The organism is Gluconobacter morbifer G707, assembly GCF_000234355.1.
GTDB lineage: Bacteria > Pseudomonadota > Alphaproteobacteria > Acetobacterales > Acetobacteraceae > Gluconobacter > Gluconobacter morbifer.
The window spans coordinates 167918-191219 of sequence record NZ_AGQV01000010.1 but is presented as its reverse complement, the minus strand read 5'-3'; the positions used below and the strand labels follow the sequence as shown (position 1 = coordinate 191219).

The following is a 23302-nucleotide window of genomic DNA, read 5'->3' as shown; positions in this document are numbered from 1 at the left end:
TTCTTACATCCGGCGGCATCAGCCCGGCATCTGCCAGACTTTCTGATAGCCAGAGAATAGAAGTTCCGCACGGATCCCGTGCATGAACTGATCGACGATCAGACCCTTTCCTCCCGGGCCAAGGGGAGGAACATTGAAGTCATCCACGCAGATCAGAGTGCCGGGTCCGATCAGCGGTCGGGCAGCGATCAGTTCCTTTGCATGATGGATGGCACTTGGCATTGGATCCGAGAGGTCCAGATCGAAGCTGTCCAGATAAAGCAGGGCTGCGGGTTGAGTCAGACGTTCCCCAAGCATGAAGAGTTCGGCAACCGAGTCATTCAGAACAGTGCTTGTAACGTCACTACAGGCGCGTCGCGCACTGTCGATGCTATCAGGACTGATGTCTACTGTAATGACGTTTCCGGCTTTTTCCCGGGCATACCAGTCAAACTGAAAAGTACTCTGGCCATCGCCAGCCCAGTTGTCGGGAACGCGCAGACACCCCGTTTCCACGATCAGGGGACGGCTGAAACGGTCGAGCTTCTCGAACATGATCTCGAAACTTTCCGCCCGTTTATCCAGACGCGACTTGAGGTAGGTTTCAAATCCGGTTTTGAAATCAACGTTCCGGGCTTCTTCCGGCAGACCGACATAAGCATAGTCGGCCTCTATTCTGCCGGTCTTCATGATGTCGATTGTCAGGGCCAGTTTGCGCAGCATCTCCACAGGAGGACTGCCAGCCAGTTCGCGCGCGACGCTTTCAAGGCTGTCTGGTTCCCGGACAAGACGCTCAAGAAAGGCCTCTCCCTTTCCGTCGCTCAGACGGTCAAGAAGCGAGATTGCTTTTTCAGAAAGGAGAGATGGTTTCGTCCGAGAAGGTTTCGTGGTTTTTTTCCGGGTACGTTTGGGAACTGCGTCGGCCATTGTCATTCTCCTGACAGAGAGACGCAGAAAAACGCCTCTTGCATAATAATGTCTGGTAGTAGGGTGCTGTTTCCAGAAAACCCTAATACGGGGCTGACAGGGGAGGAAAGTCCCGGATCAGGTTCTCTGGGCTTCGGCGTGGGGCGTAGAGGTCTCCGTCTTCCGGCGGGCGGCTTCCTTGGCTCTGCGCCGGCTGTGGTCGAGAGGAATGGCAAGGGCATAGGTCAGGCTGAGGCCGATCAGGTTCATGAAAACCTGAAGGGGTAGGCTGGTTCCGAAACTGCCGAAAATGAGCCGTCCGATCAGATCCAGCACGGTGCTGAAGGCAAATACTTCCAGCGAGTTTCGCCCCAGCAGGGCAAGGCTCTGTCCCAGACGATCGGCCGAGAGGCGCCGGAGCCATGTGGAAGACTGTACCAGATAGAAAATGGAGAGAATGTCCAGCAACCGCCAGATGGCCAGAGCCGACTTGCCGGTATTGGGGGGAGCGGGAAAAAGACGCAGGCTGGGGATGCCCCAGTATTCGTAGGGAAAGCAGAGAATGAATGCTCCGGCCAGATATGCGGCGCACAGGATTTTGGCCCATGTTCTTGAAGGAAGGTCGCCGTTGTTTTTCGAAGCCCAGAGCGCGCCCAGAACACCCAGAACGTAGAGAAACTGCCAGCCAAACGGATTGAGATACCAGCCATTGGCATCCAGCCAGTTCGGAATTGTCAGTTTTGGGTCAATATTGGCCAGCGTCCAGACAGGGATGGTGACGGCGAGCAGAAGCCAGGGGCTTTTGCGCATAATGGCGTAGATGAGCGGGAACAGGGCCAGCAGGACGATATAGAGCGGCAGAATGTTCAGATAGCTGGGAAGTGCATCGAAGGTCAGAATGCGCCATATCCAGCTGTAGCCCTGAAGAAGCTGCGGTTCGATGATGTACTCGGGAACGGGCTCGTAATGGCGCCACTGCCGGACCAGCCCCACGAAGATGAGTGTCATCGCTGTCTGATAAAAATAGAGCTTTCCACATCGTGCCAGAATTCGATGGATACCGGTTTTCCAGCCTTTTCTGTCGATCAGGCGTCCGTAAGCCAGATAGGACGCATAACCTGCCAGCATAACGAAAATCTCGGCTGCATCCGCAAAGCCGAAATTGCGGATGGTCAAGCGGTTGAGCAGGTCATCAGGGACATGGTCCACGAGCATCATGAGCAGCGCTATGCCCCGCAAGGCATCGACACGGTGATCGCGCTCGTTCTTGCGCGCTAAAGTCAGGGCGGGATTCTGTGAAGGAGGCTGCGACATGATGATTTCTCAATATCGGCTTTCCGGTACGCAGAGTATGCGGGAAGGATTACGAGCAGATTAAAGATTGTATGGAATTGAGCCTGTCCTCTCTTTCAGGCGCGATGGGAGAAGATATCTCCTGACGGACCCGGCATTGGTAGTCAGTGACAACAAGCGCCTGATGGTGCCTGTTGATCTGGCAGGTCATGCGTGCCCGTTCTTGTTGAATCATAGACAGTCTGATGTCCGGAAGTCTGCAAACCGTTCGAACCCCACAACAGGGAAGCTGCATGGCAGTCCCGGAACAGGCCTTCTCTGGCTTTTACGTGGAAGCCTGTAGAAACGTTGCCAGAGGAGACCGTACTTTCCGGAATTTATATTTTCAGAAGGTCATTATCGGATTGGGTGTTGATGATATCGTGACGACCTGATTGGAGGCCGATGACTGTGACGTTATAGTCACGGGCCTGAAGGCGGCCAATGATCTTCTCCAGAACCTGAACGGATGTGATGTCCCAGAAACGGGCATTTGTCAGGTCAAGCCTCACGGTCGTGGCGGAGGTGTGATAGTCGATGGCGTCGGACAGACTGTCTGCCGATGCGAAGAAAACCTGTCCTGTCACGGTATAGGTCTCGGTCTCGCCTGCCCGGGATGAGGTGACAGTGATAAGCCGGGCAGCGCGCCATGCGAAGAAAACGCCCGACAGCAGGACACCCGCAGCAACACCCGCGGCCAGATCATGCGTCACGACCACAACGGCGACCGTAATGATCATGGTCAGGCTGGATAGGCGCGGATGGCGATTCAGTTCCCGCAGACTGTTCCATGAGAAGGTGCTGGCTGACACCATGATCATGATGGCCACGAGCGCAGCCATCGGAACCCGCGCTGCCCAGGGATGGAGCAGAACCATCAGAAAGAGCAGAAAGGCACCTGCGGTAAAGGTCGAGAGACGTCCCCGTCCGCCATAGCGCAGGTTTCCGACAGTCTGGCCGATCATGCCGCAGCCGGCGATGCCGCCGAAAGCGCCAACGAGAATATTGGAAATGCCAAGACCCGTGCATTCCATCTGCTGATCGCCATGGGTATCGGTGGCGTCATCGACGACAGACGCGGTCATCAGGGATTCCAGAAGCCCGACGGCTGCCATGGCGACGGCGTAGGGAAGGACAACGGAGAATGTCGCCCAGTTGAGCGGAAGATGGGGGATCGTCAGATGGGGCAGGCCGGTGGGCAGTTCTCCAAGATCGGCGACCGTATGGACGGGCATGGGCGAGATCATGGTGATGCCAGTCAGAAGAACGATGCAGATGAGGGGGGATGGAATGGCATCCGAAAGTCGGGGCAGCAGATAGATGATGATGAGCCCCAGAGCGATCAGCGCATAAGTATGCCACGTGACGCCGAGCATCTGTGGGACCTGGGCCGAGAAAATCAGAATGGCCAATGCGTTGACGAAGCCGGTTCTGACTTCAGCCGGGACGAAGCGCATGACGGCCTGAAGGCGCAGTATTCCGAACAGGACCTGAAGCGCACCGGCGATCAGGGTTGCGAGCAGCATGGCCTGGACGCCGTGCGCATGGACGAGCGGGGCCGCGACAAGCGCGACTGATCCGGCGGCTCCCGAAATCATGCCCGGCCGACCGCCAAAAATGGCAATCGAAACGGAAATAACGAAGGAAGCGAAAAGCGAAACGGCAGGTGAGACGCCTGCGATGTAGGAAAATGCGATTACTTCTGGAATGAGCGCGAAAGTGCCAACCATGCCGGCCAGAATTTCACGCAGCGGGTTTTCGGCCCACTGGCGGCCATAGAGAGCGGGGGTCATGTCCATCCTTGGTTAAGGGGTGAAAAGGGTGCGACGTATTCGGGCCCGGCGCGGCAATGAGACCGCCACTGTAACGCGGGCGGGTATCGAATGGGAAGGTGGCTGGCAGGCAGGAGGTCAAAACCCGGGAGATAAGCCAGAAATGATTGAACATCCTCCGGGCTGCCTCGTTGGGTGTCCACGAATGACTGTGGAGACATGACCATGCCTGACTATCCCAAACCCCCTTTTGACACGGCACTTCAGGATCGCATTCCCGGACAGACCTCCAAAATGACACCCCAGCCTGATCATGGTGAACAGAGCTATGTTGGGCATGGTCGTCTGCGGGGGAAAAGCGCCATTATCACGGGCGGAGATTCCGGGATCGGGCGGGCTGTGGCGATTGCATTCGCGCGGGAAGGGGCTGACCTGACGCTGTCCTTTCTGCCGGAAGAAGAGGATGACGCCCGTCAGGCGGCCTCATGGATTCAGAAGGAGGGACGCAAGGTCCTGCTGGTGCCCGGAGACATACGCGACCGTGACGTCTGCCGTGAAATCGTGGACCGTACAGTGGCGGAATACGGGAAGATCAATGTTCTTGTGAACAACGCCGCGTTTCAGATCGAACGGGAGTCTCTTGCGGATGTGAGCGAAGACGAATGGGACCTGACATTCGATACCAATTCGGGCGGGGTTTTCCGGATGTCCCGTCTGGCTGTGCCGCACATGCCGCGTGGTGGCTCACTCATCCACACGGTGTCCATCAATGCTGACCGGCCAAAACCCAAGTTGCTGGCCTATTCCGCAACGAAAGCTGCCATCCTCAATTTCAGTGGAGGGCTGGCCGAACTGCTGGGACCGAAAGGGATACGCTCCAATACGGTGGCGCCGGGCCCGATCTGGACGCCGCTGATTCCGGCAACGATGAATGGTGAGCATGTTCATCAGTTTGGAGGTGACAGTCCGATAGAGCGTCCTGGCCAACCAGCTGAACTGGCTGCGGCCTATGTGTTCCTGGCCAGCGATGAGGCAAGCTATGTTTCCGGGGCCAATATTGCCGTGACGGGCGGTGTTCCGTTCATCTGAACCGAAGCTAGGGAAGAGCGGAATTTTTTGTATAAAAGGACTGGACGGCCTTTTGTCAGTGTTCTAAAGAACGGCTCGCTGTGTGGCGGATGTAGCTCAGTTGGTAGAGCGCCGGTTTGTGGTACCGGTTGTCGCGGGTTCGATCCCCGTCATTCGCCCCAGCAATCCATTTCCAAGAAAATCAATAAGTTGGCTGTTTGGAATCCTTCCGGGTTCTAATGCTGCGTCATGGGTTGAGCGTCATATCTTCTGGATCATTCCGGGGGAATCCTGACCGTGCAACATCTGACCCTTTGAAGACGTACATGCTACGTTTACTTCATTATCCCCAAAAATCGCTGGTTTGACGTTGGAACGCCATGGTGTCTTCCTGGATGATGGGCGGCTTTTCCGCAGCACAATAGATGCTGGGAGACCAGAGTTATAACGCTGACCGGTTTCAGGGATGCCTTGGAGGAAGAAAGGATCAGACCCCGCATTCCAGAGCGGAGATCCTGAGGAAAACCGCTCAAGCTCAAATACGACAAACGAAAATACAAACGCCGTAACCGCATTGAAATCATGTTCGGCAGGCTCAAGGACTGGCGGCGGGTCGCTACACGCTATGACAGCTGCCTAATCGTCTTACTCTCAGCTATCTGTCTCGCAGCAATCGTCATGCTCTGGCTATAAGGCCTAAGCATGACGTCATTATTTTTGATATACAAACACAATAAATAAGGAAAATATTGATGAATATACGAAAAATCATAATGGTGTTGTTATTCAATTTTAATTCACTCAACCACTTATATGTAAAGCAAGTAAATCCATACAAGAAATATTATAAATATAATTCAATAGAATTAATAACTAAACTTGGATCCAATCTGCCAAAGGAATACGCATGAGGGACGGAATAGTCTTTGATTTAATTGAGTTAAGAATTATAAATCCCCTTACGTAAGTGAAGTTTATTTTCGGCTTAACGATAGTAAAATATCAAAATGCCTTCCTACTTCTTTCTTAGAAAAGAAGTTTTTTGTGAATGACCAACTGCCAGATATTGGAAAATTTTCTTACAGTCCCTTATTGAGGAGTGCATTAAAATCCACTTCACGAAGACAGAGCGGAGAGGCATGCGTGACTTCGGTAGATTTAATATACAAGCCGCAAAGAAATGTAAAAAATCAATTTCGCCCAGTGTTGCAGACATATAGGTGGTAGAGAGGTAATTTTTAGAGTTTTGGCGCAGAAAATAACTTTTCGGCAATCCTCTCAGGACCGGTTTTTATTGGTTCGTTATCTCAAAACCCACGCGGGTCGTCCTTCATCTTGGGCTCAGGACACATAACCAGAACATGTCGGTTGCTGTGAGGCAGATAGCCGAGAAGAAGACGGAAAAGCGCTACTGCTGTCTCCCGTTCAGACATCCTCGCATAAAGCGCCCCCGGATCAGTCCACGGCTGTTTTCCGAAGCCGGAGGGGCGGTTTTGTCTATTCTTTTCAATCAGTGTAGCAGTTGAAGCTGTTTTGAATCTTTGGGGTAGAGCGTCTTCTGTGGAAGATCCGCATGCCTGCGAAGAAAAGGCTCGAAAAGTTCAGGGAAAGCTGATGCGTATTTCGGAATGGATGGAACGGTCCGGTGTTGCGTTTGGGACCAGTGGAGCGCGTGGGCTGGTAACAGCCATGACCGATCAGGTCTGCTTTGCCTATACGGTGGGATATCTGCGTCATCTTGAAGTTCTGGGAGAATTCGCGCCCGGCAAGCCCGTCGCGTTGGCGGGTGACCTGCGCCCCAGCACGCCCCGTATCCTCCGGACCTGTGCCGCGGCTATACGTTATGCCGGGGGAGAGCCGCTGTTCTGTGGTTATGTGCCGACCCCGGCGCTGTGCCATTATGCCTTTGCGCGCGGCATTCCCTCCCTCATGGTGACGGGAAGCCATATCCCGGCTGACCGGAATGGCATCAAGTTCAATCGCGCGCATGGAGAATTCCTGAAAAGCGATGAAGTGGCCATGCGGGAGCAGACTGTAAATCTTCCGGAAGATCTTTTCGATGCCGAAGGCATGCTGGCCGTGCCCCCTGAACTGCCACCGATAACAGATGTTGTGCCGGGTTTCGTCGCCCGGTATCGGGATTTCTTTGGAGAAAAAGCTCTCGAAGGGCTGAAACTGGGTGTCTATCAGCATTCCGCAGTCGGGCGGGATGTCTTGGTGCAGGTCGTGGAAGCGCTGGGCGGAACGGCTGTTCCCCTCGGCCGCGCTGACAGTTTCATTCCGGTAGATACCGAAGCCGTGCGTCCGGAAGATGCGGAATTGGCCCGGGCTTGGGCAACCGATGATGATTACCATGCCATTCTTACCACGGACGGAGATTCAGACCGTCCCCTGCTCGCGGATCATCAGGGCAACTGGTTGCGGGGAGATGTTCTGGGCATCCTCTCTGCCCGTTTCCTGGATGCCGCGAGTGTGTCCACGCCTGTGAGCAGCAATACGGCGCTCGAAAAAGCCGGATTTGCCAAGGATGTGCGCCGGACCAGGATCGGGTCTCCCTTCGTGGTGGGCGCGATGTCCGAAGCCGTAGCGAACGGACACCAGCCTGTTGTGGGCTATGAAGCCAACGGAGGCTTTTTGCTGGCCAGCGACATCGCACAGGACGGTCGTGACCTGACGTCCCTGCCAACACGTGACTCCGTTCTGCCGATGCTCTGCGCCCTTCTGGCGGCACGGGAGCATGGAGACAGTCTTCAGGCGCTTGTGGAGACGCTACCGCCGCGTTTCACACTTAGTGACCGCCTCAAGGAAATGCCAACGGCCCAGAGCCGGAAGCATCTGGAAGAACTGCGTCGTAATCCGGCGGCAGGGGCGCAGGAGCTTGGATTGACGAAGGTCTGTGGGCCGCTTTCAGGTGTTGACGAGACGGATGGACTTCGCATGAGCTTCGCGGATGGAGACATCATCCATTTCCGTCCGTCCGGTAATGCGCCGGAACTACGGGTCTATGTGGAAGCGGATAGTCTGCCGCGGGCGGAGACGCTGCTGGAGACCGGCATGAAAGCGGTTTCGGCCTGGCGCTGAAACACGGACGATGCATGGCCGTCTTTCCTGTCTCAGGAAGGACGGATCGCGCTGGAGGAAGGGTGGCGATGTTGCCAATGTTCTTCCAGCGCCATGCGCTCGAAACGTATTTTCTGATGGACCCAGTTCAGCATCCCTGAAAGGGTGACCACCACAATTCCGATAAAGCTCCACATGTCGAGTGACTGGTGAAACAGTAGGTAGCTGAAGGCGACGGCCCAGATCATCTGGGTATATTGCGGTAGGGCAACCCGGTTGGCGGGCGTTACAGCTGTCGCCAGCATCATGAAAAGCTGCCCCAGAGCCGCCAGAAAGCCGTATCCGAAGAGAATGGCCCATGTCTTCAGGCCATGGGGCCAAGTGATATGACCCAGCATGAGAAGGCCATCGCCGATCAGGGGGCCGAACAGGCTTGATCCGAACAGGGAGAGACGGGCACTGTTATTGCCGGCCAGCCGATAGGCGATCACGCTTGTGGCGTTGGCTACGGCCGCGATGATGGCGCAGAGATGTCCCAGATGAAAGGCGCGCACTCCAGGGCGCAGGACGATCAGGACACCCAGAAAGCCGATCCCCACTGAAAGCCATGTCCAGCCGGAGACCTTTTCTTTCAGAAGGGTGACCGAGATGATCGTGACAAAGAAGGGCATCAGGAACATGAGGGACAGCGCTTCCGGCATGGGCAGAAGCATGAACGCCATGACGCTGGCGGCTGTGGAAACAAACGTGGAAACGGCACGCAGAACCCACATGCCCGGACGGTCGGTTGCGAAAATATCGGAATAGGATTCTTCGGGTTTTCTGATGAATGGCAGGATCAGAAAGCCGAAAAGACCTCCTGAAAAAGCGACTTCAAAAGGATTGAGCTGTCCGGCCAGTCCCTTGGAACAGGCATCGCTGATGGAAAACAGGGCGTATCCGATGAGAGCTAGTAATATGCCAGAAGAAAAGATGTTCTGTTTCATTGTCATGCCTCGACGCGGAAAGAAGGCCGCGTTCCAGGAAAGAATATGGGAACCTCTCTGCGCTGACAGTCAATGTTTCACAATATGAAAAATGTTCTTTTCCTTGTTTTTGCTTTTATCGGATCAGGATCGCGCGGAAATCATTGACATTTGTGCCTGTCGGGCCGGGAACAAACAGATCTCCCAGAGCTTCGAACGCCGTATAGGCGTCGTTATTGTTCAGGAGCGTAGCGGGATTGAGTTTCAGTGCTCGCAGACGGGGGGCTGTTTCTCCATCAGCAAAGGCGCCCGCGTTGTTTTCCGAGCCGTCCAGACCGTCCGTATCAGCTGCCAGAGCCGCGAATGGCATGTCCGCGCCAGCAATGGCCAGAGCCAGAAGAAACTCGCTGTTCCGCCCGCCACGGCCTTTCCCGCGGAGTGTCACGGTTGTCTCCCCGCCGGACAGCAGCACCACAGGGCGCGGGAAAGGGCGGTTGCGGATGATGATTTCCCGCATGATGGCCGCATGGACACGCGCCACGTCCCGGGCTTCCCCCTCGATGGCATCAGACAGGATTACGGGTGTGATGCCTGCCGTTCGTGCCGTCTCGGCTGCGGCTTCGAGGGAGAGATGGGCTGAGGCTATGATCCTGACATCATTATGCTGAAAAACCGGATCGGTAGGCAGGGGAGCCTGTCCACGTTCGCTGCTGATCCAGTCCAGGATGCGGGCGGGAAGGTCCAGATTCCAGTCCTGAATGAGTTGACGTGCATCGGACCGGAGACCCGCATCTGGAACGGTCGGGCCGGATGCAACCTGCGCCGGGTCGTCGTATGGAATATCAGAGACGATCAGGGACACGACACGCGTCGGGGCCGCTGCCGCCGCCAGGCGGCCTCCCTTGATGGTCGAGACCTGCTTGCGGATGGCATTCATGACCGAGATTGGCGCACCGGATGCCAGCAGAGCCTGATTCAGGGCGATTTCATCTTCAAGTGTCATGCCTTCAGGCGGGGCTGGCAGAAGAGCAGAACCCCCACCGCAGATCAGCGCAACCACCAGATCGTCCGGCCCAAGGTCGCGAACGGCCTCAAAAAGGGCCCTTGTCGCCCGGAGGCCAGCGTCGTCAGGGACTGGATGGGCCGCCTCCAGGACACGGATTGTCCCGGTAGGGCATGCACAGCCATGGCGCGTGACAACGACGCCACTGAAAGGCGCTTTCCAGACTTTTTCAAAAGCTGCCGCCAGGTGTGCCGCCCCTTTTCCTGCGCCAATGACAACGGTTTTCCCCTTGGGTGGAGAAGGTAGATTTTCCGCAAGAACCCGCTCCGCATCTGCTGCTCGCACGGCCGCGTTGAAAAGGTCAGTGAGGAAAGCGCGGTCGTTCGGGGACATGTTTGCTCTCACGGAAGGGGAAGAAACCGGACTTCTGCGAGGCTAACTGTGCACAATCTGATCTGAAACCGCCGACGAACTCATTTTTTCGAGAAAAGACGTTTCAGCCCGCTTTCAAGTGGGATGGGGTTTACCTTCAGTTCTTCGCGCATGCGCGTGATGTCGAAATTCTTGTTTTCCAGCAGGCGGCGGATTTCCGGAGGGGAGATGGTGGGGAAACCGGGGATGTGTCTGCTCAGGGGGGCGAGGGCAATCAGAAGCCAGCCGGGCAGGGAGATGATGGGCCTCCCACCAAACCCGGCAAAATACAGTACCATCCTGACGAACGTACGGTAGGGAACGGCTTTCGGGCCTGCGATGACAATGCTTTCAGGTTGGGTGACCCGTCTCGTTTCAAGACATCTGATGGCGGAAAGCAGGCAGCGGGTGACGTCGCCCTGTTCGATGGGCTGAACCAGGGCCCGGCCTCCCCCGGGTAAAGGAATGACAGGCAGTTTTTCGAGAAGCTGGGCCAGACGCTGGACATTATCTTCGCCTTGTGCGCCGTAAATCATGGTGGGATGCAGGATGATGGACGGGCGCCCATCGGCTCTCAGGGTGGTCTCTCCAGCTAGCACACCCTGTCCATGATCATCCGGCCAGCGTGTAAATTTGCGGGTACTCCCTAACGCCACCACGGGCGCGGATGTTGCCGCCAGAATGGCGGGCAGATGTCGGGCATGCGCCGTGTTCGCGACGATTGATGCGCCTTCCAGGGCGATGGGCAGGGCAACGGGATCAGTCAGATCAGCCGTGCGGACGGCCAGACACTGATCCTGCAGGTCAGGAACGAGTTTCCCACGGGTGCGGACGACGGCAATGACATTTTTGCCCTCTGCCAGAAGGGCGCGGCACAGCGCGGATCCGGAGCGGCCGTTTGCGCCGATGACGCAGATCGTTTCTGAGGACGTGGAAGTCATTCTGCGACGGCCCTGACGTCAGGAGATGTGAGAAATGCCATGAATGTCAGAGGCTGCGAGAGCACGAAAGCCAGGGTCCGCGCGGGGACAGGAACAACCGGTCTGTAAGACAGGGTCAGGTTCCGGTTGGCAGGGTTGAGAAGATAATCGGGCAGGGGAGCCAACTGGGCGTTGTGTGAAACGGCGGGCGTCAGCATCCGGAGTGCCTGGTTGCGGAGTTCATCCGCAGGAACGACATTCTGGGCCTGCCGTGCGGAAAACATGAAAAACCGCTGGAGAAGGCGGTCGCCTTTTTCCATCCTCACCGCCAGATTTGCGATCCGCATGGTGTTCAGAGGAGCCCGTGCGGCAGAGCCATGCTGAAAATGCAGGTCGGCTGTGGCTATGACCTGTGTCAGGGCGGGGATGGTCAGCGTGCCCTGAATATGGGCAATCTGGTCAACGGAACTGTAGTCCTGTGTAGCCTGGAAAATGGAGTGCTGGCCATCGATCCGGAATGGCAGTGGCTTCATACTCCGGAAATGAAGCCCTTTCCATGTCTGCTGAAAATGGCTTTTCCCATCATCGGACGTGCCATTTCCTGTGATTTCATCAATCCAGAATGTTCCGCCTGTTCCATTGACGCGCAGATTGCGGACATCAAGCTGACGCGGGGGAAGGCCACTTTCGTCCAGCTCACGATGTGCTTTCAGTGCGCCAACGTAATTTGCAAAATCTTGCTGCTGGAATTGGGCATGATCAAAAGTCAGCTGACCACTCTGTGTGGCAGAGGGCGAGACTGATTGCTGCGTCATCCGGGTGTAGGCGACTGTAGCGCCTTGAATGGTGCCTGTCGTGAGGTGTGAGGGGCCGTAATTGTCTACGGAGAAAGTGTTGAGCGTCAGACTATGCATGTGGACAGGCGCAAGGGGAGATACGGGCATTGCGTCAGACGTATGTGAAAGGTTCTGAACTGAAAGATGTTCGACCAAAAGATGATCCAGCAGGGTGCGGGCCGGATCAATGGCGACCGGGCCGGGGTGCCTTTCATGTGAGGGAGGCAACGTGAGCCTGTGAAGGCTCAGACTGCTGGCATGGACGAGCAGGCTGGCGGTCTGGAGGGAAGGGTTATGAATTTCCAGCGAATTGATGCCAATGCCGCCGTCCGGTGTGGTGCGTGGATGACCCAGGCGCATCTGCGTCGCGCGGAATGTGACGGCGCTTGTATGAAGAGTGACGTTTGTGAGAAGCGCGCCGCGGGCAAAAATCGCGGGTTTGGCACTGCTGTAAGTAAAGGTCGTGCCAGCGGGAAGGGCGGCCCGAAAGCTGGACAGGCCACGAACCAGTTCCATGTGCGCTTCATGATGAATGCCAACGGCGCTGATCACCGCGATTACCGAGATCAGGCTCGTGGTGAGCCAGGGTCTTTTCACGTAGGTGTTCCTGTCTGAAACCGCTCAGCTCGAAAGCTGTGAAAGGTCTGTCGTAAGAAGGGGAAGATAGCATTGTGGGAGCATGGAGCAATCGGAGAAGTGTTTTTCTTGGGGTATTATAATACCACATAGCGGAAAATGGCGGTTAACCGGCACGAATCTGTCATGCGGAATGCAAAAGAAGACTTGACGTTTGCGCTGTGGATCGCAATAAGGCCCCACCTGATCCGCTTTTCGGACAGGACGGGCATTCAGGATGTCTGTCCGGACCGGGAAGCGCCATTCATAGGTGTGGCTTCTGCCACGCCCCAAGCTGGAATGTCACTGATGAAGACCACACGTTCGCTGAAGCCGGCGGAGGTGACGAAGAACTGGGTGCTGATCGATGCTGAAGGGCTCGTTCTCGGCCGTCTCGCCACCATCATCGCCACCCGTCTGCGCGGCAAGCACAAGCCGCAGTACACCCCACATGTTGACTGCGGTGACAACATTGTTGTCATCAATGCGGAAAAGGTTGTACTGACGGGCAACAAGGTTGGCCAGAAGCTCTTCCACTACCACACGGGTTATCCGGGCGGTATCAAGGAGCGCACCATCACGCAGCGTCTCACGGGCAAGAACCCGGGGAACGTCGTGGAAAAGGCTGTGGAGCGCATGATCACGCGCGGTCCGCTGCAGCGCGCCCAGATGAAGCACCTTCATGTTTACGCTGGTTCCGAGCACCCGCATGACGGCCAGAAGCCCGTCAAGCTGGACGTTGCTTCCCTGAACCGCAAGAACACCATCTCACACGAGTCGTAAGGCCTGACTATGTCCGAGACCCAAGAGCGCACCGGCACGCTGCAGGACCTTGCGAGCGTTGCTCCTGCAGTTGCCACCAATGCCGCCCCGGTTCACGAAGTAAAGCGTGACGCCCAGGGCCGTTCCTATGCCACCGGCCGCCGTAAGGACGCCGTTGCTCGCGTATGGATCAAGCCTGGCAAGGGTGACATCATCGTCAATGGCCGTCCGGTCACGACGTATTTTGCCCGCCCGGTTCTGCGCATGCTGATCACGCAGCCGTTCCTGATCACAGATCGTTACAACCAGTTCGACGTGTACTGCACGGTCACTGGTGGTGGTCTGTCCGGTCAGGCTGGTGCTGTCCGCCACGGTATTTCCCGTGCCCTGACGCATTACGAACCGACCCTGCGCGGCATTCTGAAGGTTGCAGGCTTCCTGACGCGTGACAGCCGTGTTGTCGAGCGTAAGAAGTATGGCCGTGCGAAGGCACGTCGCTCCTTCCAGTTCTCGAAGCGCTGATACGATCAGCTTTTTCGGATCTATACGGAAAAACCCCGGTCACGATGTGGCCGGGGTTTTTTTATTGAAACGATTTTTGTGAGAATGGTCATGAAAGGATCTTTCTTCCGCTATCGCTTCTGATTGTCTCCTATGGCAAAGTGGAAACACTTGTCCTGGACCTGTTTGCGGAACGATTTTCATGGCCATCTTCAAGATTGAAAAGACTGACACGCCCACCCCTGATGATCGTCGGGCGGAACTGATTGCAAATCCGGCATTTGGTCGTGTGTTTACGGACCACATGGCGATGATCCGCTATACGGCTGACAAGGGCTGGCATGATGCAAAAATCACTGCACGCCGTCCGTTAAGCATCGATCCTGCTTCGACCGTCCTGCATTATGGGCAGGAAATCTTTGAAGGCATGAAGGCATATCGTGAAGCTGAAGGTGGGATTGCCACGTTCCGTCCCGAAGCCAACGCGGCACGGTTTGCTGCGTCTGCACGTCGGATGGGAATGGCGGTTCTGCCGGAAGATCTCTTCATTCAGGCTGTCGATGAACTCGTGAAAGTGGATCAGGCGTGGGTTCCTTCAGGGAAGGGGCAAAGCCTTTATCTGCGGCCGTTCATGATTTCCAATGAAGTCTTTCTCGGCGTAAAGCCGGCGACCGAATATCTGTTCATTGTCATTGCCTGTCCGGTCGGAGCATATTTCAGTTCTGGCGCAGTGTCCGTGTGGGTTTCCGAGCATTATACCCGTGCCGCCCAGGGCGGCACCGGGGAAGCGAAATGCGGTGGCAATTACGCCGGTAGTCTGGTTGCCCAGTTGGAAGCAAAAGAAAAAGGCTGCGATCAGGTTCTGTTTCTGGATGCCAAAAACCATCGCTTTGTAGAAGAGATGGGTGGAATGAACGTGATGTTCGTCCGGAACGACGGAAAGATTGTCACGCCGCCTCTGGGCGGAACAATCCTGCGCGGGATCACGCGTGACAGTCTGATCCACTTGGCCAGAGAGAGTGGTATCGAGGTTGTGGAAAAGCCGATCGAGATTGATGAACTGTTCGAAGGAGCTGCCAGCGGGCGATATGTCGAAGCCTTTGCGTGCGGCACGGCTGCGGTCCTGTCACCGATCGGAAAACTGGTCCGTCCATCCGGAGAGGCCATTTTTGGAGATGGCGTGAACCCGGGCCCGTTATCTCTGAAACTGAAAGAAAAGCTCGTTTCCATACAGACGGGAAAAACAGAAACAAACAAGGAATGGATTCATTCCATTTTTTTGAAATGAATATTGGATATTACCATGCCTGGAAATGAAAATTCATTCAGGCATGTTTGAATTCCAATAAAGGCAACAGGGAAATTTGCGTGACGCTTAAAAGGACTTCTTTCAGGGTTGGTATTGATGGCTACAACCTGGCCCTTCCAAAGGGAACAGGAGTGGCTACTTATGCTCGGACTCTATCTTATTGTCTGCAAGACATGGGATGTGAAATAGATGTTCTATATGGCGTCAATGTTCATAAAAAGATGAGTCCGGCTCTTCGGGAAGTTATTTTCTTTGATAGCCTGGGTCAGGAGCATGCGCGGAAGCGTCCCAAATTTCCGTCTGTGCGATGGACAAAAGAGACATACCGGCATTTTGCCGGGCATGAAGCCGTGCAAATTCCGATGACCGGGCGTGTCGAGGCGAGAAGTTTTGCGTCTCGAATGCCGGCTTATGATCGGATCTGGAGTGTTCTGGATCTATTCAGGTCAGCCAGCGGGTTTTTCAAAACGACCGGTAAATTTCTGGCTGTCGAAATGCCCAATGCACCAGAAATCATGCATTGGACTTACCCTTTGCCGATTTATGTAAAGGGAAGCAAGAATATCTATACTATTCATGATATTGTTCCCCTTACTCTTCCGTATACAACCTTGGATAATAAGGGTTTATATTATAGATTAATAAAGAAGATTGTCCAAAACGCTGATGCAATATGTACGGTATCCGAGGCATCAAAAAGGGAAATACTGTCTTTTTTTGGTGGAGTAGAAGATAAGATATTCAATACTTATCAGTCTTTTTCTTCTCGTGAAGTTTTTGACAATGTAAAAAAGTTCTCACAAAAAGGAATCGTAACAACAGAAAGTCTGTTCGGACTGTCACCGGACGGATATTATATGTTCTTTGGCTCCCTTGAGCCTAAAAAGAATATAGGACGAATAATCGAAGGTTTTCTAGGGGCGTCCACTTCCAGAAAACTTGTCATTGTTGGTGCAATGGCATGGAAATCAGAAAACGAACTTCGTTTTCTTGAGCAGGGAATAAAAAGCGGACGCGTTGTTCATTTGGAGTATCTTCCGAATGAAATGTTGCTCAGTCTGGTCAGGCATGCACGCGCAGTGTTATTTCCCTCGCTCTCGGAAGGATTTGGTCTGCCAGTTCTGGAAGCGCTTTCATTAGGTACCCCGGCATTGATTTCGCGAGAGGGAGCTTTGCCAGAGGTAGGGGGAGATGCCTGTTTGCTGGTGGATGCCTATAATGCTGCATCAATCACGGATGGCATTGAGCAATTAGATAAAAATGAAAATCTTTATCTGGATTTATGCGCACGTTCTTCGCAGCAGGCAGAAAAGTTCTCAATGGCCAGATACGCTCAGCGTTTGTTAGCGATGTATCAAAGTGTGATGTAATTTAAATTACTCAAAAAGATTTAATCCAATTTAAGTTATCTTAAAAAGCTCGCATTTGAATGCTTTTGATGGCATACAAAAGGTGTTTTTCTTTAAAGTAAACTGACGAGAGTGTTGGCGTAAGCATATGTCCAAAGGGTTTGACCGTAGAAGCACAATACAGCGCTTTGGCGTTTTTGGGTGTGTGGTTGTTATTCCGACCTTGCTTTCCATGTTTTACTATTTTGTTATCGCTGCGCCGCAGTATGTATCTGTCGCTGAATTTGTCGTACGCGGTGCGGGACATTCATCATCAGGCATGCTTGGCAGCCTGTTGATGGGAGAAGCTGGCTCTGCGGCAGATCAGGATGCCTATGTTGTTCAGGATTATCTGATCTCCCGAGATGCTGCCAGGAAAATGATCAAAACTGAAAATTTAGCAGAAGTATTTGATCGGCCAGAGGGTGACAAGATTGCACGGTTCCCAAATTTTTACTCAGGATCGACATTTGAATATTTCTATAAATTTTACAAAAAACATGTAACGGTAGAACTGGATACTGAAACATCGATTTCCACCCTTAAAGTTGTCACATTCAGGCCAACAGATTCTCAGCGCATTGCTACAGCATTGCTGTCCGCGGGTGAGGAACTGGTCAATGATATGAATAGAAGGCAACGTGCCAATACGGTTGGAAGCGCACAAAGGGAATTGGAAGATGCACAGAAACAGCTGACAGAGGTTGCAAAGCAGACAGCTTTTTATCGTAATCAAATGGCACTTCTTGACCCGACAAAGCAGTCTCTTCCGCTTCTGGCTGATATTAACCAGCTTCAGGTTATGCTGGTTACTTTAAAAATGCAGCTTTCTCAAATACAGCAGGCCTCTCCATCAAGTCCGAGTATTGCAGTTTATCGCCAGCGTATTGCGATACTGGAAAATCAGATCAAAGAACAACAGAGCCATATTACAGGCCCGAATACATCGTTAGTTCCAAAAATTACGGTATTCGATGCTCTGGAAGTCCAGAAGAAGCTTGTAGAAAAAGAGCTGGAAGCAGCAGCCACAGCACTTGTAACGGCAAAGGCACAGGCAGACCGTCAGCAGGTCTATCTAGAGGCAGTTTCGCGTCCTGATCTCCCTGATTATGCGGAATACCCGCATCGCATCATAGATGTACTGATAGTTTTCTCTTCTTTTCTTATGCTGTACTGGATGGGGAAACTAATTGTTAACGGCGCTAAAGAACATCAAACGGTGTGAGAGCGATGAATAAAAATTCCGTTTGGTCTCTATTTTTAGTACAGGCCCGTGTTATCGGGGCGCTCATCATGCGTGAACTGCACACGCGGTTCGGACGAGAGAATTTAGGCTACTTATGGATTGTGGGTGAACCTATTCTCTTTTGCGCAGGTGTCTCGATAGTCTGGACTGCGATACGCCCAGCACATGAGCATGGTCTGCCTACAACCGCGATCGTTATTACGGGATATGTTCCGCTGACAATGTGGCGACACTGTCTGGCGCGTTCTATCAAGGCTTTTGAAGCCAATGGGAGCTTATTATTCCATCGGCAAGTTACTCCATTAGATATTCTCTTAGGACGGTATATCCTCGAAGTTATAGGTACCTTAATTGCAGGGCTTTTAGTAACTTTAGGAGCCATTGGATTGGGTTTCATGAAGGCCCCTGTTAATTATGAAATTCTTTACCTTGGTATTTTTCTCCATATGTTGTTCTGTTTGGGGACTTCTCTGATTGCCGCTCCTCTTTCGGAGATGTCCGACTATCTTGAAAAACTTGTTGGAGTTCTTGGATATCTTTCCTTGCCCTTGTCAGGGGCATTTACGATGGTTGACTGGATCAAACCGCATTATCGCTGGATTTTGCTGCTTTCCCCAAGTGTCAACAATGTTGAGATGATTCGAGAAGGGCAGTTTGGTTATCGTGCACATGCACACTATGATATTTCATATGACTTTGCTGCTTGCCTTGTCATGATCGTGGTAGGACTTTTTCTTACCCTGCGTGTGCGGAAATATCTGGTTGTTCAATGAGTAATGGTTTTCTCAGGTGTGTGAATATTGTCAAAGATTATCATGTACCAGGTGGACGAAGGCGCGTTCTTGACGGAATAAGCTTTGAACTTCCTCAAGGAGAAAAGCTGGGAATTTTAGGGCGTAATGGCGCTGGGAAATCCACGCTTATCCGGATTATTGGCGGCGTAGAGCTTCCTACCCGGGGACGTATCGAACGAACCATTACGGTTTCCTGGCCGCTGGCTTTTGGCGGCGCTTTCCAAGGGAGCCTGAGCGGGTTGGATAACCTGCGTTTTATTTGCCGTGTTTATAATCTTGATTATGTCTCTACGAGAGAATTCGTGGATAATTTTGCCGAACTGGGATCGCAGTTGGGGGAACCCGTTAAAACGTATTCCTCTGGAATGCGCGCCAGGCTGGCATTTGCATTGTCTATTGTTATTGAATTTGATTGCTATCTGATTGATGAAGTCATCATGGTAGGAGACAAGCGTTTCTTACAAAGATGCCAAGATGAACTTTTTGGAAAGCGCATAGACAGGACACTCATTATTGTTTCCCATGATATGGGTTTTATTCAAGAGCATTGTACACGCGGCGCTCTGATACACGATCATCACTATCATGAATATCCGAGCGTAGACGCTGCTATTGAAGCTTATAACAGCTTATAAATTTGGTTTAGATCTATGCTGATTGATTTTGGAAGAGCAGATAAATACTGCTCTTCCAAAATTTTTTCACATCAGATTTTGATATGTGGTTATCTGCTCAATAAGATCCATACGCGTGAGGGGATCGTTATTCAGGGAATAACCAATTGCCTGAAGTCCAATATAGCACGAACGATGGCCGGTAGGTCCGAACTTACCGCGTGCTAGCAAATCGATCTTAATCTGTCCGTCAGGACCGACGATCCCCTTGAACGCGAAGAAGCCAGGTTGTTCAGAAAGTGTATGGGATGTGTGCTCTGAGCCTGCTTTTGCAATAACTTCCGGCTCGGCGCTTCCTGGTGGGCAGCAGATATTAAGGTAAATTCGCACCTCATTCCCCTCTTTCAAAGGGGTATCGAAAAGCAGTTGCGAACGACGTTCCGCGCTCCATGCGCCCCAGTTTTCCATATAATACCATCCGCGACTGCGGGCGGCCCGAAACGTGATGATAGGCTTCTTTTTGAATGCCAAACGCAAAAGCGCTGTTGTACCGCCCTGAATTAATTGTCCGGGTGGTAGCAGACAGTTGAGGGAAGCGGGGCGATCACCGAGCTGTTCAGCATAGGAAATTGCGTCAGAAAAGAATTCATCACAGAATTCTGCCCAGGTCTTGGGGCGGAAATTGAGACGAATATCTTTTTCCCATTGCGACAGATCTTTGCGGTCCATGATCGGCTTGCGGAAAACCTCATAACCGCCTTCTACATTATAGGGGTCAATGTAGCGCACAAAGCGACCACCAACTTCGGGCATGGAGGTTGTGTTGGATGCGATGCAAGGTTTGCCGTAGACGAGACTTTCGCCAATCGGAAGACCAAAGCCTTCCGCAAAACTTGTATAGGCTGTAAAGAGAGAGTTCTTATAGAGGAATTCTAGCTCATCGTCACTAATGCCATTAAAGATGTAAAGCCAATCTCCAATATATCCTTTTGACTCCAGGTAATTGCGGAGTTCGTCGATTTGCCAGCCCCATTTTCCAACAAACACAAGTTTCGGAACATTTTCCTCGCCGTATTCCCGAATGAGTTTTTCCCATGTTCTGATAAGGAACATGTGATTTTTTCGGATTTCGATCGTCGAAACGCTGAGAACGTATTCTTCATTACGCATTCCCAAAATCCGGCGGTCCGTAATCAATTGAGGACCGGATTTTTTACGGAGTTCCGTGGGGAGAGGAACTGCTTTTACAGGAAGTGTATAATTCAGGTTTTGAGCAATGTATTTTTCTACGTCACCGGCTACGAAATGTGAGTTTGTTAAAACGAAATCGCAACAAGATAAGACATCAATAAGTTGAGTTTGGAATTGTACTAAAGCATCCTTAGCTACGTACTCAGGATTTGATATTTGAATCAGATCGTGGATGAAAACGCAAAAACGCATGCCATTTTCACGTAATTCCCGAATAATATCGTAATTAGGATAAATCCAGAAAGCCCCAGCAACAGAAAATATATCGCCTTTTTGCGGCCAGACTTCTCTTTTGGACTGATGTACGGCTTGGATGGCTTTATTAAGAAGGTTCCGATCTACGACGGGTTCGTCAAAAAGCTTTACGAGCATAAGCAAGGCTGCGGAATTGGCAGCGAAGATGCGTTTGTTTCCGTAATCAGGTATTACCGGAATTACTCTGTATGCGCCAAATATTCCTTTTTCTACATGTAAGATAAGATTTGCTACGACACGCTGAATTCCAGTCAAACTTCCGTTGTGTTCAACATAGACCATCAGGTCCGTTATATCGAGCCAGATAGTAGGTGCAGAGGACAGGGTCGTGGCTTCCTGTTTGAACACGCCTTCTAAAGCATCGGCGGCAGCAAGTTCTTTCAAGGCATCCTGATTGGCCGGATTGTGTTTCAGGGCAAGCTTGTAAGACTCGACTGCTTCCATCTGGCGTTGCATCAGCTTCAGAAGATGTCCCCGCTGAACATATGTGTCTGATTCTTCTGGTTTTAATTCCAATGCCTTCGAGTAGCGTTCCATAGCGTCTTTGTAAGCGCCTGCGTCCTTGTAGGCGTTACCGGCCTGAACCCAGATATCTGCGTTTTTCGGGTTTTCGGTCAGATATTTGTCGTACAGTTCTGCTGCTTTGGCAGGCATTCCTCCGTCGCGGGCAGCATCTGCCTGTGCCAGCGAGGAACTGGTTTTGGAGTTCTTCTGAAAAATCTTCATAATCCTACCAAGGTTTGGGGCACATATGCCTTATGAATGCCGCGTAGCGTTAACAAGCACAACGGGATGAGGGAACTCTTTTTCAGATTATGAATTTGGAGTGGAGAACCCTGATATCCTGCAACAAGATTTTCAAACGAGGCGAAATTTAAATGAATTTCTTCCCATATATTCGTTTTCTTGTATTGGTTCTCGTTTTTGGAGTGGCGAACGTAGCTTCTGCCGCTTCTGGAAGCGAAGGTATGAATCCTCCTTCAAATCAAGAAAATGATGCATCTTTGTCTATACAAAGCAGTATTGACCGGATTTGTCATGCTGGTGGTGGAGAGTTGCATCTCAAGGCCGGAATTTACCATCTTCACACTGGAGTACACGTTCCCTGTGCCATGAACATTACAGGGGAAGGATGGCAGGAAGGGCCTCAGGCCACTCATATCGGAGGAACATGGCTGAGCATCGAGGAGCAGTCCCAGCCAGCGATATCCTTTGTTGATGGCTCGAAAGGTGCATCCATTCGAGCCATAGGTTTTGATGAACCTTTGCAGACTCTGCCGGCTCATAATGCGTCGTTCTGGCAACCGGTCAAATTTGCCCCCGTCATTTTTATCAAGGATGTCAGAGGGTACACATATATAAGAAATATATATATGCATCGTATTTATAGTGGAATTGAAAGTCAGAATGGCGGACGGACCACTATTGATGGTCTTTATGGACAGTTTTTCCAGAATGCTGTGTTGCTTGATGGAGAAATGGATATATCCCGTGTCAATCAGGTTCATTCTTGGCCGTACTGGTCAGATAATCCCCTGATTATCGCCTATCAGCAGAAAAATCTCGATACCATCATCATGGGACGTGTGGATGGCGCCTTTATTGATAATGTTTTTGCGTATGCTGCCCGCACGGGCATGTTGATGAAGCGTGGTAATGACGGAGGGGTGGCAACCGGCATTCAGGTCGGAAAATTCGAATGTGACAGTGTTGCCCATTGTGCCCGGATCGATGCTGTAGGCGTAACGGCCATGGTCGATGAGATGCGGCAGTTCGGTCAGGAAGGAATAGCCTCCGGACATCCTCTTCCTGCTTCCGATGCAATCCAGATCAATGGACAGGCATCTCTTCTGCTGGGACAAGTCGAGGCACGGCTGATAGATCGCTCTTTTCTGACAATCAACAGTCCATCGAATTGCAGTAATATCCGGATTTCGGGCTTGTTGAGCGATTTCAGTCGTTCGTCTGCGCCGGTAGCTTCTCTTGTGAATTCCAGGCGCTGTGACCAGAAGGGAGCAGTCAATCAGTTTTTTGTAGCCATGGAACCTGCAATTATTTCGGCTCCCCGGCAGAAGTTCGTTCCGTCTTCTGGAGAGGGAACAGATTTGTTCTGGCCTACACCCGACAAGCGTTAAGCTTATGAATACAACAGGACTATTAAGAAATGTTGCCGTAAAGAAACTTTAGTATTTTTGTTTGCGGCATCAAAAGGGGCGACAGGCGTTCAGAAGGGCTGGCTCTGATTGGGGTTTTTGTATGGCAAAAGTAACTGAAGAACTTAAATACAAATGACCCTATGGCCTTGCTCTGAAGCT

Annotated in this window: 18 protein-coding genes, 1 tRNA gene and 1 pseudogene; 12 read left to right on the top strand and 8 right to left on the bottom strand. The window is 52.3% G+C overall.

Annotation, left to right across the window (positions count from 1 at the left end; translation table 11 throughout):
• Positions 1-18 precede the first annotated feature (18 nt).
• From GMO_RS11100 to GMO_RS11090, 3 genes are all read right to left on the bottom strand, one after another.
• Positions 19-906, bottom strand: a complete 888-nt coding sequence (locus GMO_RS11100) for a hypothetical protein (RefSeq protein WP_008852500.1) — start codon at positions 904-906, stop codon at positions 19-21.
• 117 nt (positions 907-1023) lie between these two features.
• Positions 1024-2199, bottom strand: a complete 1176-nt coding sequence (locus tag GMO_RS11095) for an OpgC family protein (protein ID WP_008852499.1) — start codon at positions 2197-2199, stop codon at positions 1024-1026.
• 356 nt (positions 2200-2555) lie between these two features.
• The gene (locus tag GMO_RS11090) at positions 2556-4010 is read right to left on the bottom strand and encodes a SulP family inorganic anion transporter (protein ID WP_040509381.1); all 1455 of its coding nucleotides are present in this window, start codon (positions 4008-4010) and stop codon (positions 2556-2558) included.
• Between the two features lie 204 nt (positions 4011-4214).
• On the opposite strand from GMO_RS11090, the gene GMO_RS11085 reads away from it, so the two are divergent.
• The 4 genes and pseudogenes from GMO_RS11085 (at position 4215) to GMO_RS11075 (ending at position 8138) form a co-directional block, all read left to right on the top strand.
• Entirely contained in the window at positions 4215-5078 is an 864-nt protein-coding gene (locus tag GMO_RS11085) for an SDR family oxidoreductase (RefSeq protein WP_139064461.1), read from the top strand.
• Between the two features lie 85 nt (positions 5079-5163).
• Positions 5164-5239: transfer RNA gene (locus GMO_RS11080), tRNA-His, on the top strand.
• A gap of 243 nt (positions 5240-5482) precedes the next feature.
• A pseudogene (locus GMO_RS14725) lies at positions 5483-5750 on the top strand (transposase); the annotation flags it as partial.
• A gap of 939 nt (positions 5751-6689) precedes the next feature.
• Complete coding sequence (locus tag GMO_RS11075) at positions 6690-8138, top strand: phosphomannomutase (RefSeq protein WP_175282620.1); 1449 nt, start codon at positions 6690-6692, stop codon at positions 8136-8138.
• A 32-nt stretch (positions 8139-8170) separates the two neighbouring features.
• On the opposite strand, the gene GMO_RS11070 is transcribed toward GMO_RS11075, so the two are convergent.
• From GMO_RS11070 to GMO_RS11055, 4 genes are all read right to left on the bottom strand, one after another.
• Entirely contained in the window at positions 8171-9103 is a 933-nt protein-coding gene (locus tag GMO_RS11070) for a DMT family transporter (RefSeq protein ID WP_040509378.1), read from the bottom strand.
• 115 nt (positions 9104-9218) lie between these two features.
• Positions 9219-10478, bottom strand: a complete 1260-nt coding sequence (locus GMO_RS11065) for a glycerate kinase type-2 family protein (protein ID WP_008852493.1) — start codon at positions 10476-10478, stop codon at positions 9219-9221.
• Between the two features lie 80 nt (positions 10479-10558).
• Positions 10559-11437, bottom strand: coding sequence for an NAD(P)H-binding protein (locus GMO_RS11060; protein WP_008852492.1), 879 nt, complete (start codon positions 11435-11437; stop codon positions 10559-10561).
• Positions 11434-12849: a hypothetical protein gene (locus tag GMO_RS11055; RefSeq protein ID WP_040509377.1), complete on the bottom strand. Its 1416-nt coding sequence runs from the start codon at positions 12847-12849 to the stop codon at positions 11434-11436. The genes GMO_RS11060 and GMO_RS11055 overlap by 4 nt, the downstream gene beginning before the upstream one ends.
• Positions 12850-13176: 327 nt before the next feature.
• On the opposite strand from GMO_RS11055, the gene rplM reads away from it, so the two are divergent.
• The 7 genes from rplM to GMO_RS11020 all read left to right on the top strand — a co-directional run bounded on the left by rplM (position 13177) and on the right by GMO_RS11020 (position 19502).
• On the top strand, positions 13177-13650 hold the full coding sequence (rplM, locus tag GMO_RS11050) for a 50S ribosomal protein L13 (RefSeq protein WP_040509477.1): 474 nt from the start codon (positions 13177-13179) through the stop codon (positions 13648-13650).
• Between the two features lie 9 nt (positions 13651-13659).
• Complete coding sequence (gene rpsI, locus GMO_RS11045) at positions 13660-14151, top strand: 30S ribosomal protein S9 (protein WP_008852489.1); 492 nt, start codon at positions 13660-13662, stop codon at positions 14149-14151.
• A 181-nt stretch (positions 14152-14332) separates the two neighbouring features.
• Positions 14333-15418: a branched-chain amino acid aminotransferase gene (locus tag GMO_RS11040; RefSeq protein ID WP_008852488.1), complete on the top strand. Its 1086-nt coding sequence runs from the start codon at positions 14333-14335 to the stop codon at positions 15416-15418.
• An 80-nt stretch (positions 15419-15498) separates the two neighbouring features.
• Entirely contained in the window at positions 15499-16809 is a 1311-nt protein-coding gene (locus tag GMO_RS11035) for a glycosyltransferase family 4 protein (RefSeq protein ID WP_008852487.1), read from the top strand.
• A 127-nt stretch (positions 16810-16936) separates the two neighbouring features.
• Positions 16937-18052 carry a capsule polysaccharide transporter gene (locus GMO_RS11030; protein ID WP_008852486.1) on the top strand — a complete coding sequence of 372 codons (1116 nt, stop codon included), beginning with the start codon at positions 16937-16939 and terminating at the stop codon, positions 18050-18052.
• Between the two features lie 5 nt (positions 18053-18057).
• Positions 18058-18846, top strand: a complete 789-nt coding sequence (locus GMO_RS11025) for an ABC transporter permease (RefSeq protein WP_040509374.1) — start codon at positions 18058-18060, stop codon at positions 18844-18846.
• Positions 18843-19502: an ABC transporter ATP-binding protein gene (locus GMO_RS11020; RefSeq protein ID WP_040509372.1), complete on the top strand. Its 660-nt coding sequence runs from the start codon at positions 18843-18845 to the stop codon at positions 19500-19502. Before GMO_RS11025 ends, GMO_RS11020 begins: the two co-directional genes overlap by 4 nt.
• Before the next feature lie 66 nt (positions 19503-19568).
• Here GMO_RS11020 and GMO_RS13615 read toward each other — a convergent pair whose 3' ends face one another.
• The gene (locus tag GMO_RS13615) at positions 19569-21713 is read right to left on the bottom strand and encodes a glycosyltransferase (protein ID WP_008852484.1); all 2145 of its coding nucleotides are present in this window, start codon (positions 21711-21713) and stop codon (positions 19569-19571) included.
• A gap of 152 nt (positions 21714-21865) precedes the next feature.
• Between GMO_RS13615 and GMO_RS11010 the strand changes: the two genes are divergently transcribed.
• A complete protein-coding gene (locus GMO_RS11010; protein ID WP_008852483.1) occupies positions 21866-23122 on the top strand; it encodes a hypothetical protein in 1257 nt (418 codons plus the stop codon).
• Positions 23123-23302 lie beyond the last annotated feature (180 nt).

Bases quoted from the DNA above. Each gene is read 5' to 3' on its own strand.
- GMO_RS11100 (WP_008852500.1), bottom strand. From the start codon at position 906: ATGGCCGACGCAGTTCCCAAACGTACCCGGAAAAAAACCACGAAACCT.
- GMO_RS11095 (WP_008852499.1), bottom strand. From the start codon at position 2,199: ATGTCGCAGCCTCCTTCACAGAATCCCGCCCTGACTTTAGCGCGCAAG.
- GMO_RS11090 (WP_040509381.1), bottom strand. From the start codon at position 4,010: ATGACCCCCGCTCTCTATGGCCGCCAGTGGGCCGAAAACCCGCTGCGT.
- GMO_RS11085 (WP_139064461.1), top strand. From the start codon at position 4,215: ATGCCTGACTATCCCAAACCCCCTTTTGACACGGCACTTCAGGATCGC.
- GMO_RS11075 (WP_175282620.1), top strand. From the start codon at position 6,690: ATGGAACGGTCCGGTGTTGCGTTTGGGACCAGTGGAGCGCGTGGGCTG.
- GMO_RS11070 (WP_040509378.1), bottom strand. From the start codon at position 9,103: ATGAAACAGAACATCTTTTCTTCTGGCATATTACTAGCTCTCATCGGA.
- GMO_RS11065 (WP_008852493.1), bottom strand. From the start codon at position 10,478: ATGTCCCCGAACGACCGCGCTTTCCTCACTGACCTTTTCAACGCGGCC.
- GMO_RS11060 (WP_008852492.1), bottom strand. From the start codon at position 11,437: ATGACTTCCACGTCCTCAGAAACGATCTGCGTCATCGGCGCAAACGGC.
- rplM (WP_040509477.1), top strand. From the start codon at position 13,177: ATGAAGACCACACGTTCGCTGAAGCCGGCGGAGGTGACGAAGAACTGG.
- rpsI (WP_008852489.1), top strand. From the start codon at position 13,660: ATGTCCGAGACCCAAGAGCGCACCGGCACGCTGCAGGACCTTGCGAGC.
- GMO_RS11040 (WP_008852488.1), top strand. From the start codon at position 14,333: ATGGCCATCTTCAAGATTGAAAAGACTGACACGCCCACCCCTGATGAT.
- GMO_RS11030 (WP_008852486.1), top strand. From the start codon at position 16,937: ATGTCCAAAGGGTTTGACCGTAGAAGCACAATACAGCGCTTTGGCGTT.
- GMO_RS11025 (WP_040509374.1), top strand. From the start codon at position 18,058: ATGAATAAAAATTCCGTTTGGTCTCTATTTTTAGTACAGGCCCGTGTT.
- GMO_RS11020 (WP_040509372.1), top strand. From the start codon at position 18,843: ATGAGTAATGGTTTTCTCAGGTGTGTGAATATTGTCAAAGATTATCAT.
- GMO_RS13615 (WP_008852484.1), bottom strand. From the start codon at position 21,713: ATGAAGATTTTTCAGAAGAACTCCAAAACCAGTTCCTCGCTGGCACAG.
- GMO_RS11010 (WP_008852483.1), top strand. From the start codon at position 21,866: ATGAATTTCTTCCCATATATTCGTTTTCTTGTATTGGTTCTCGTTTTT.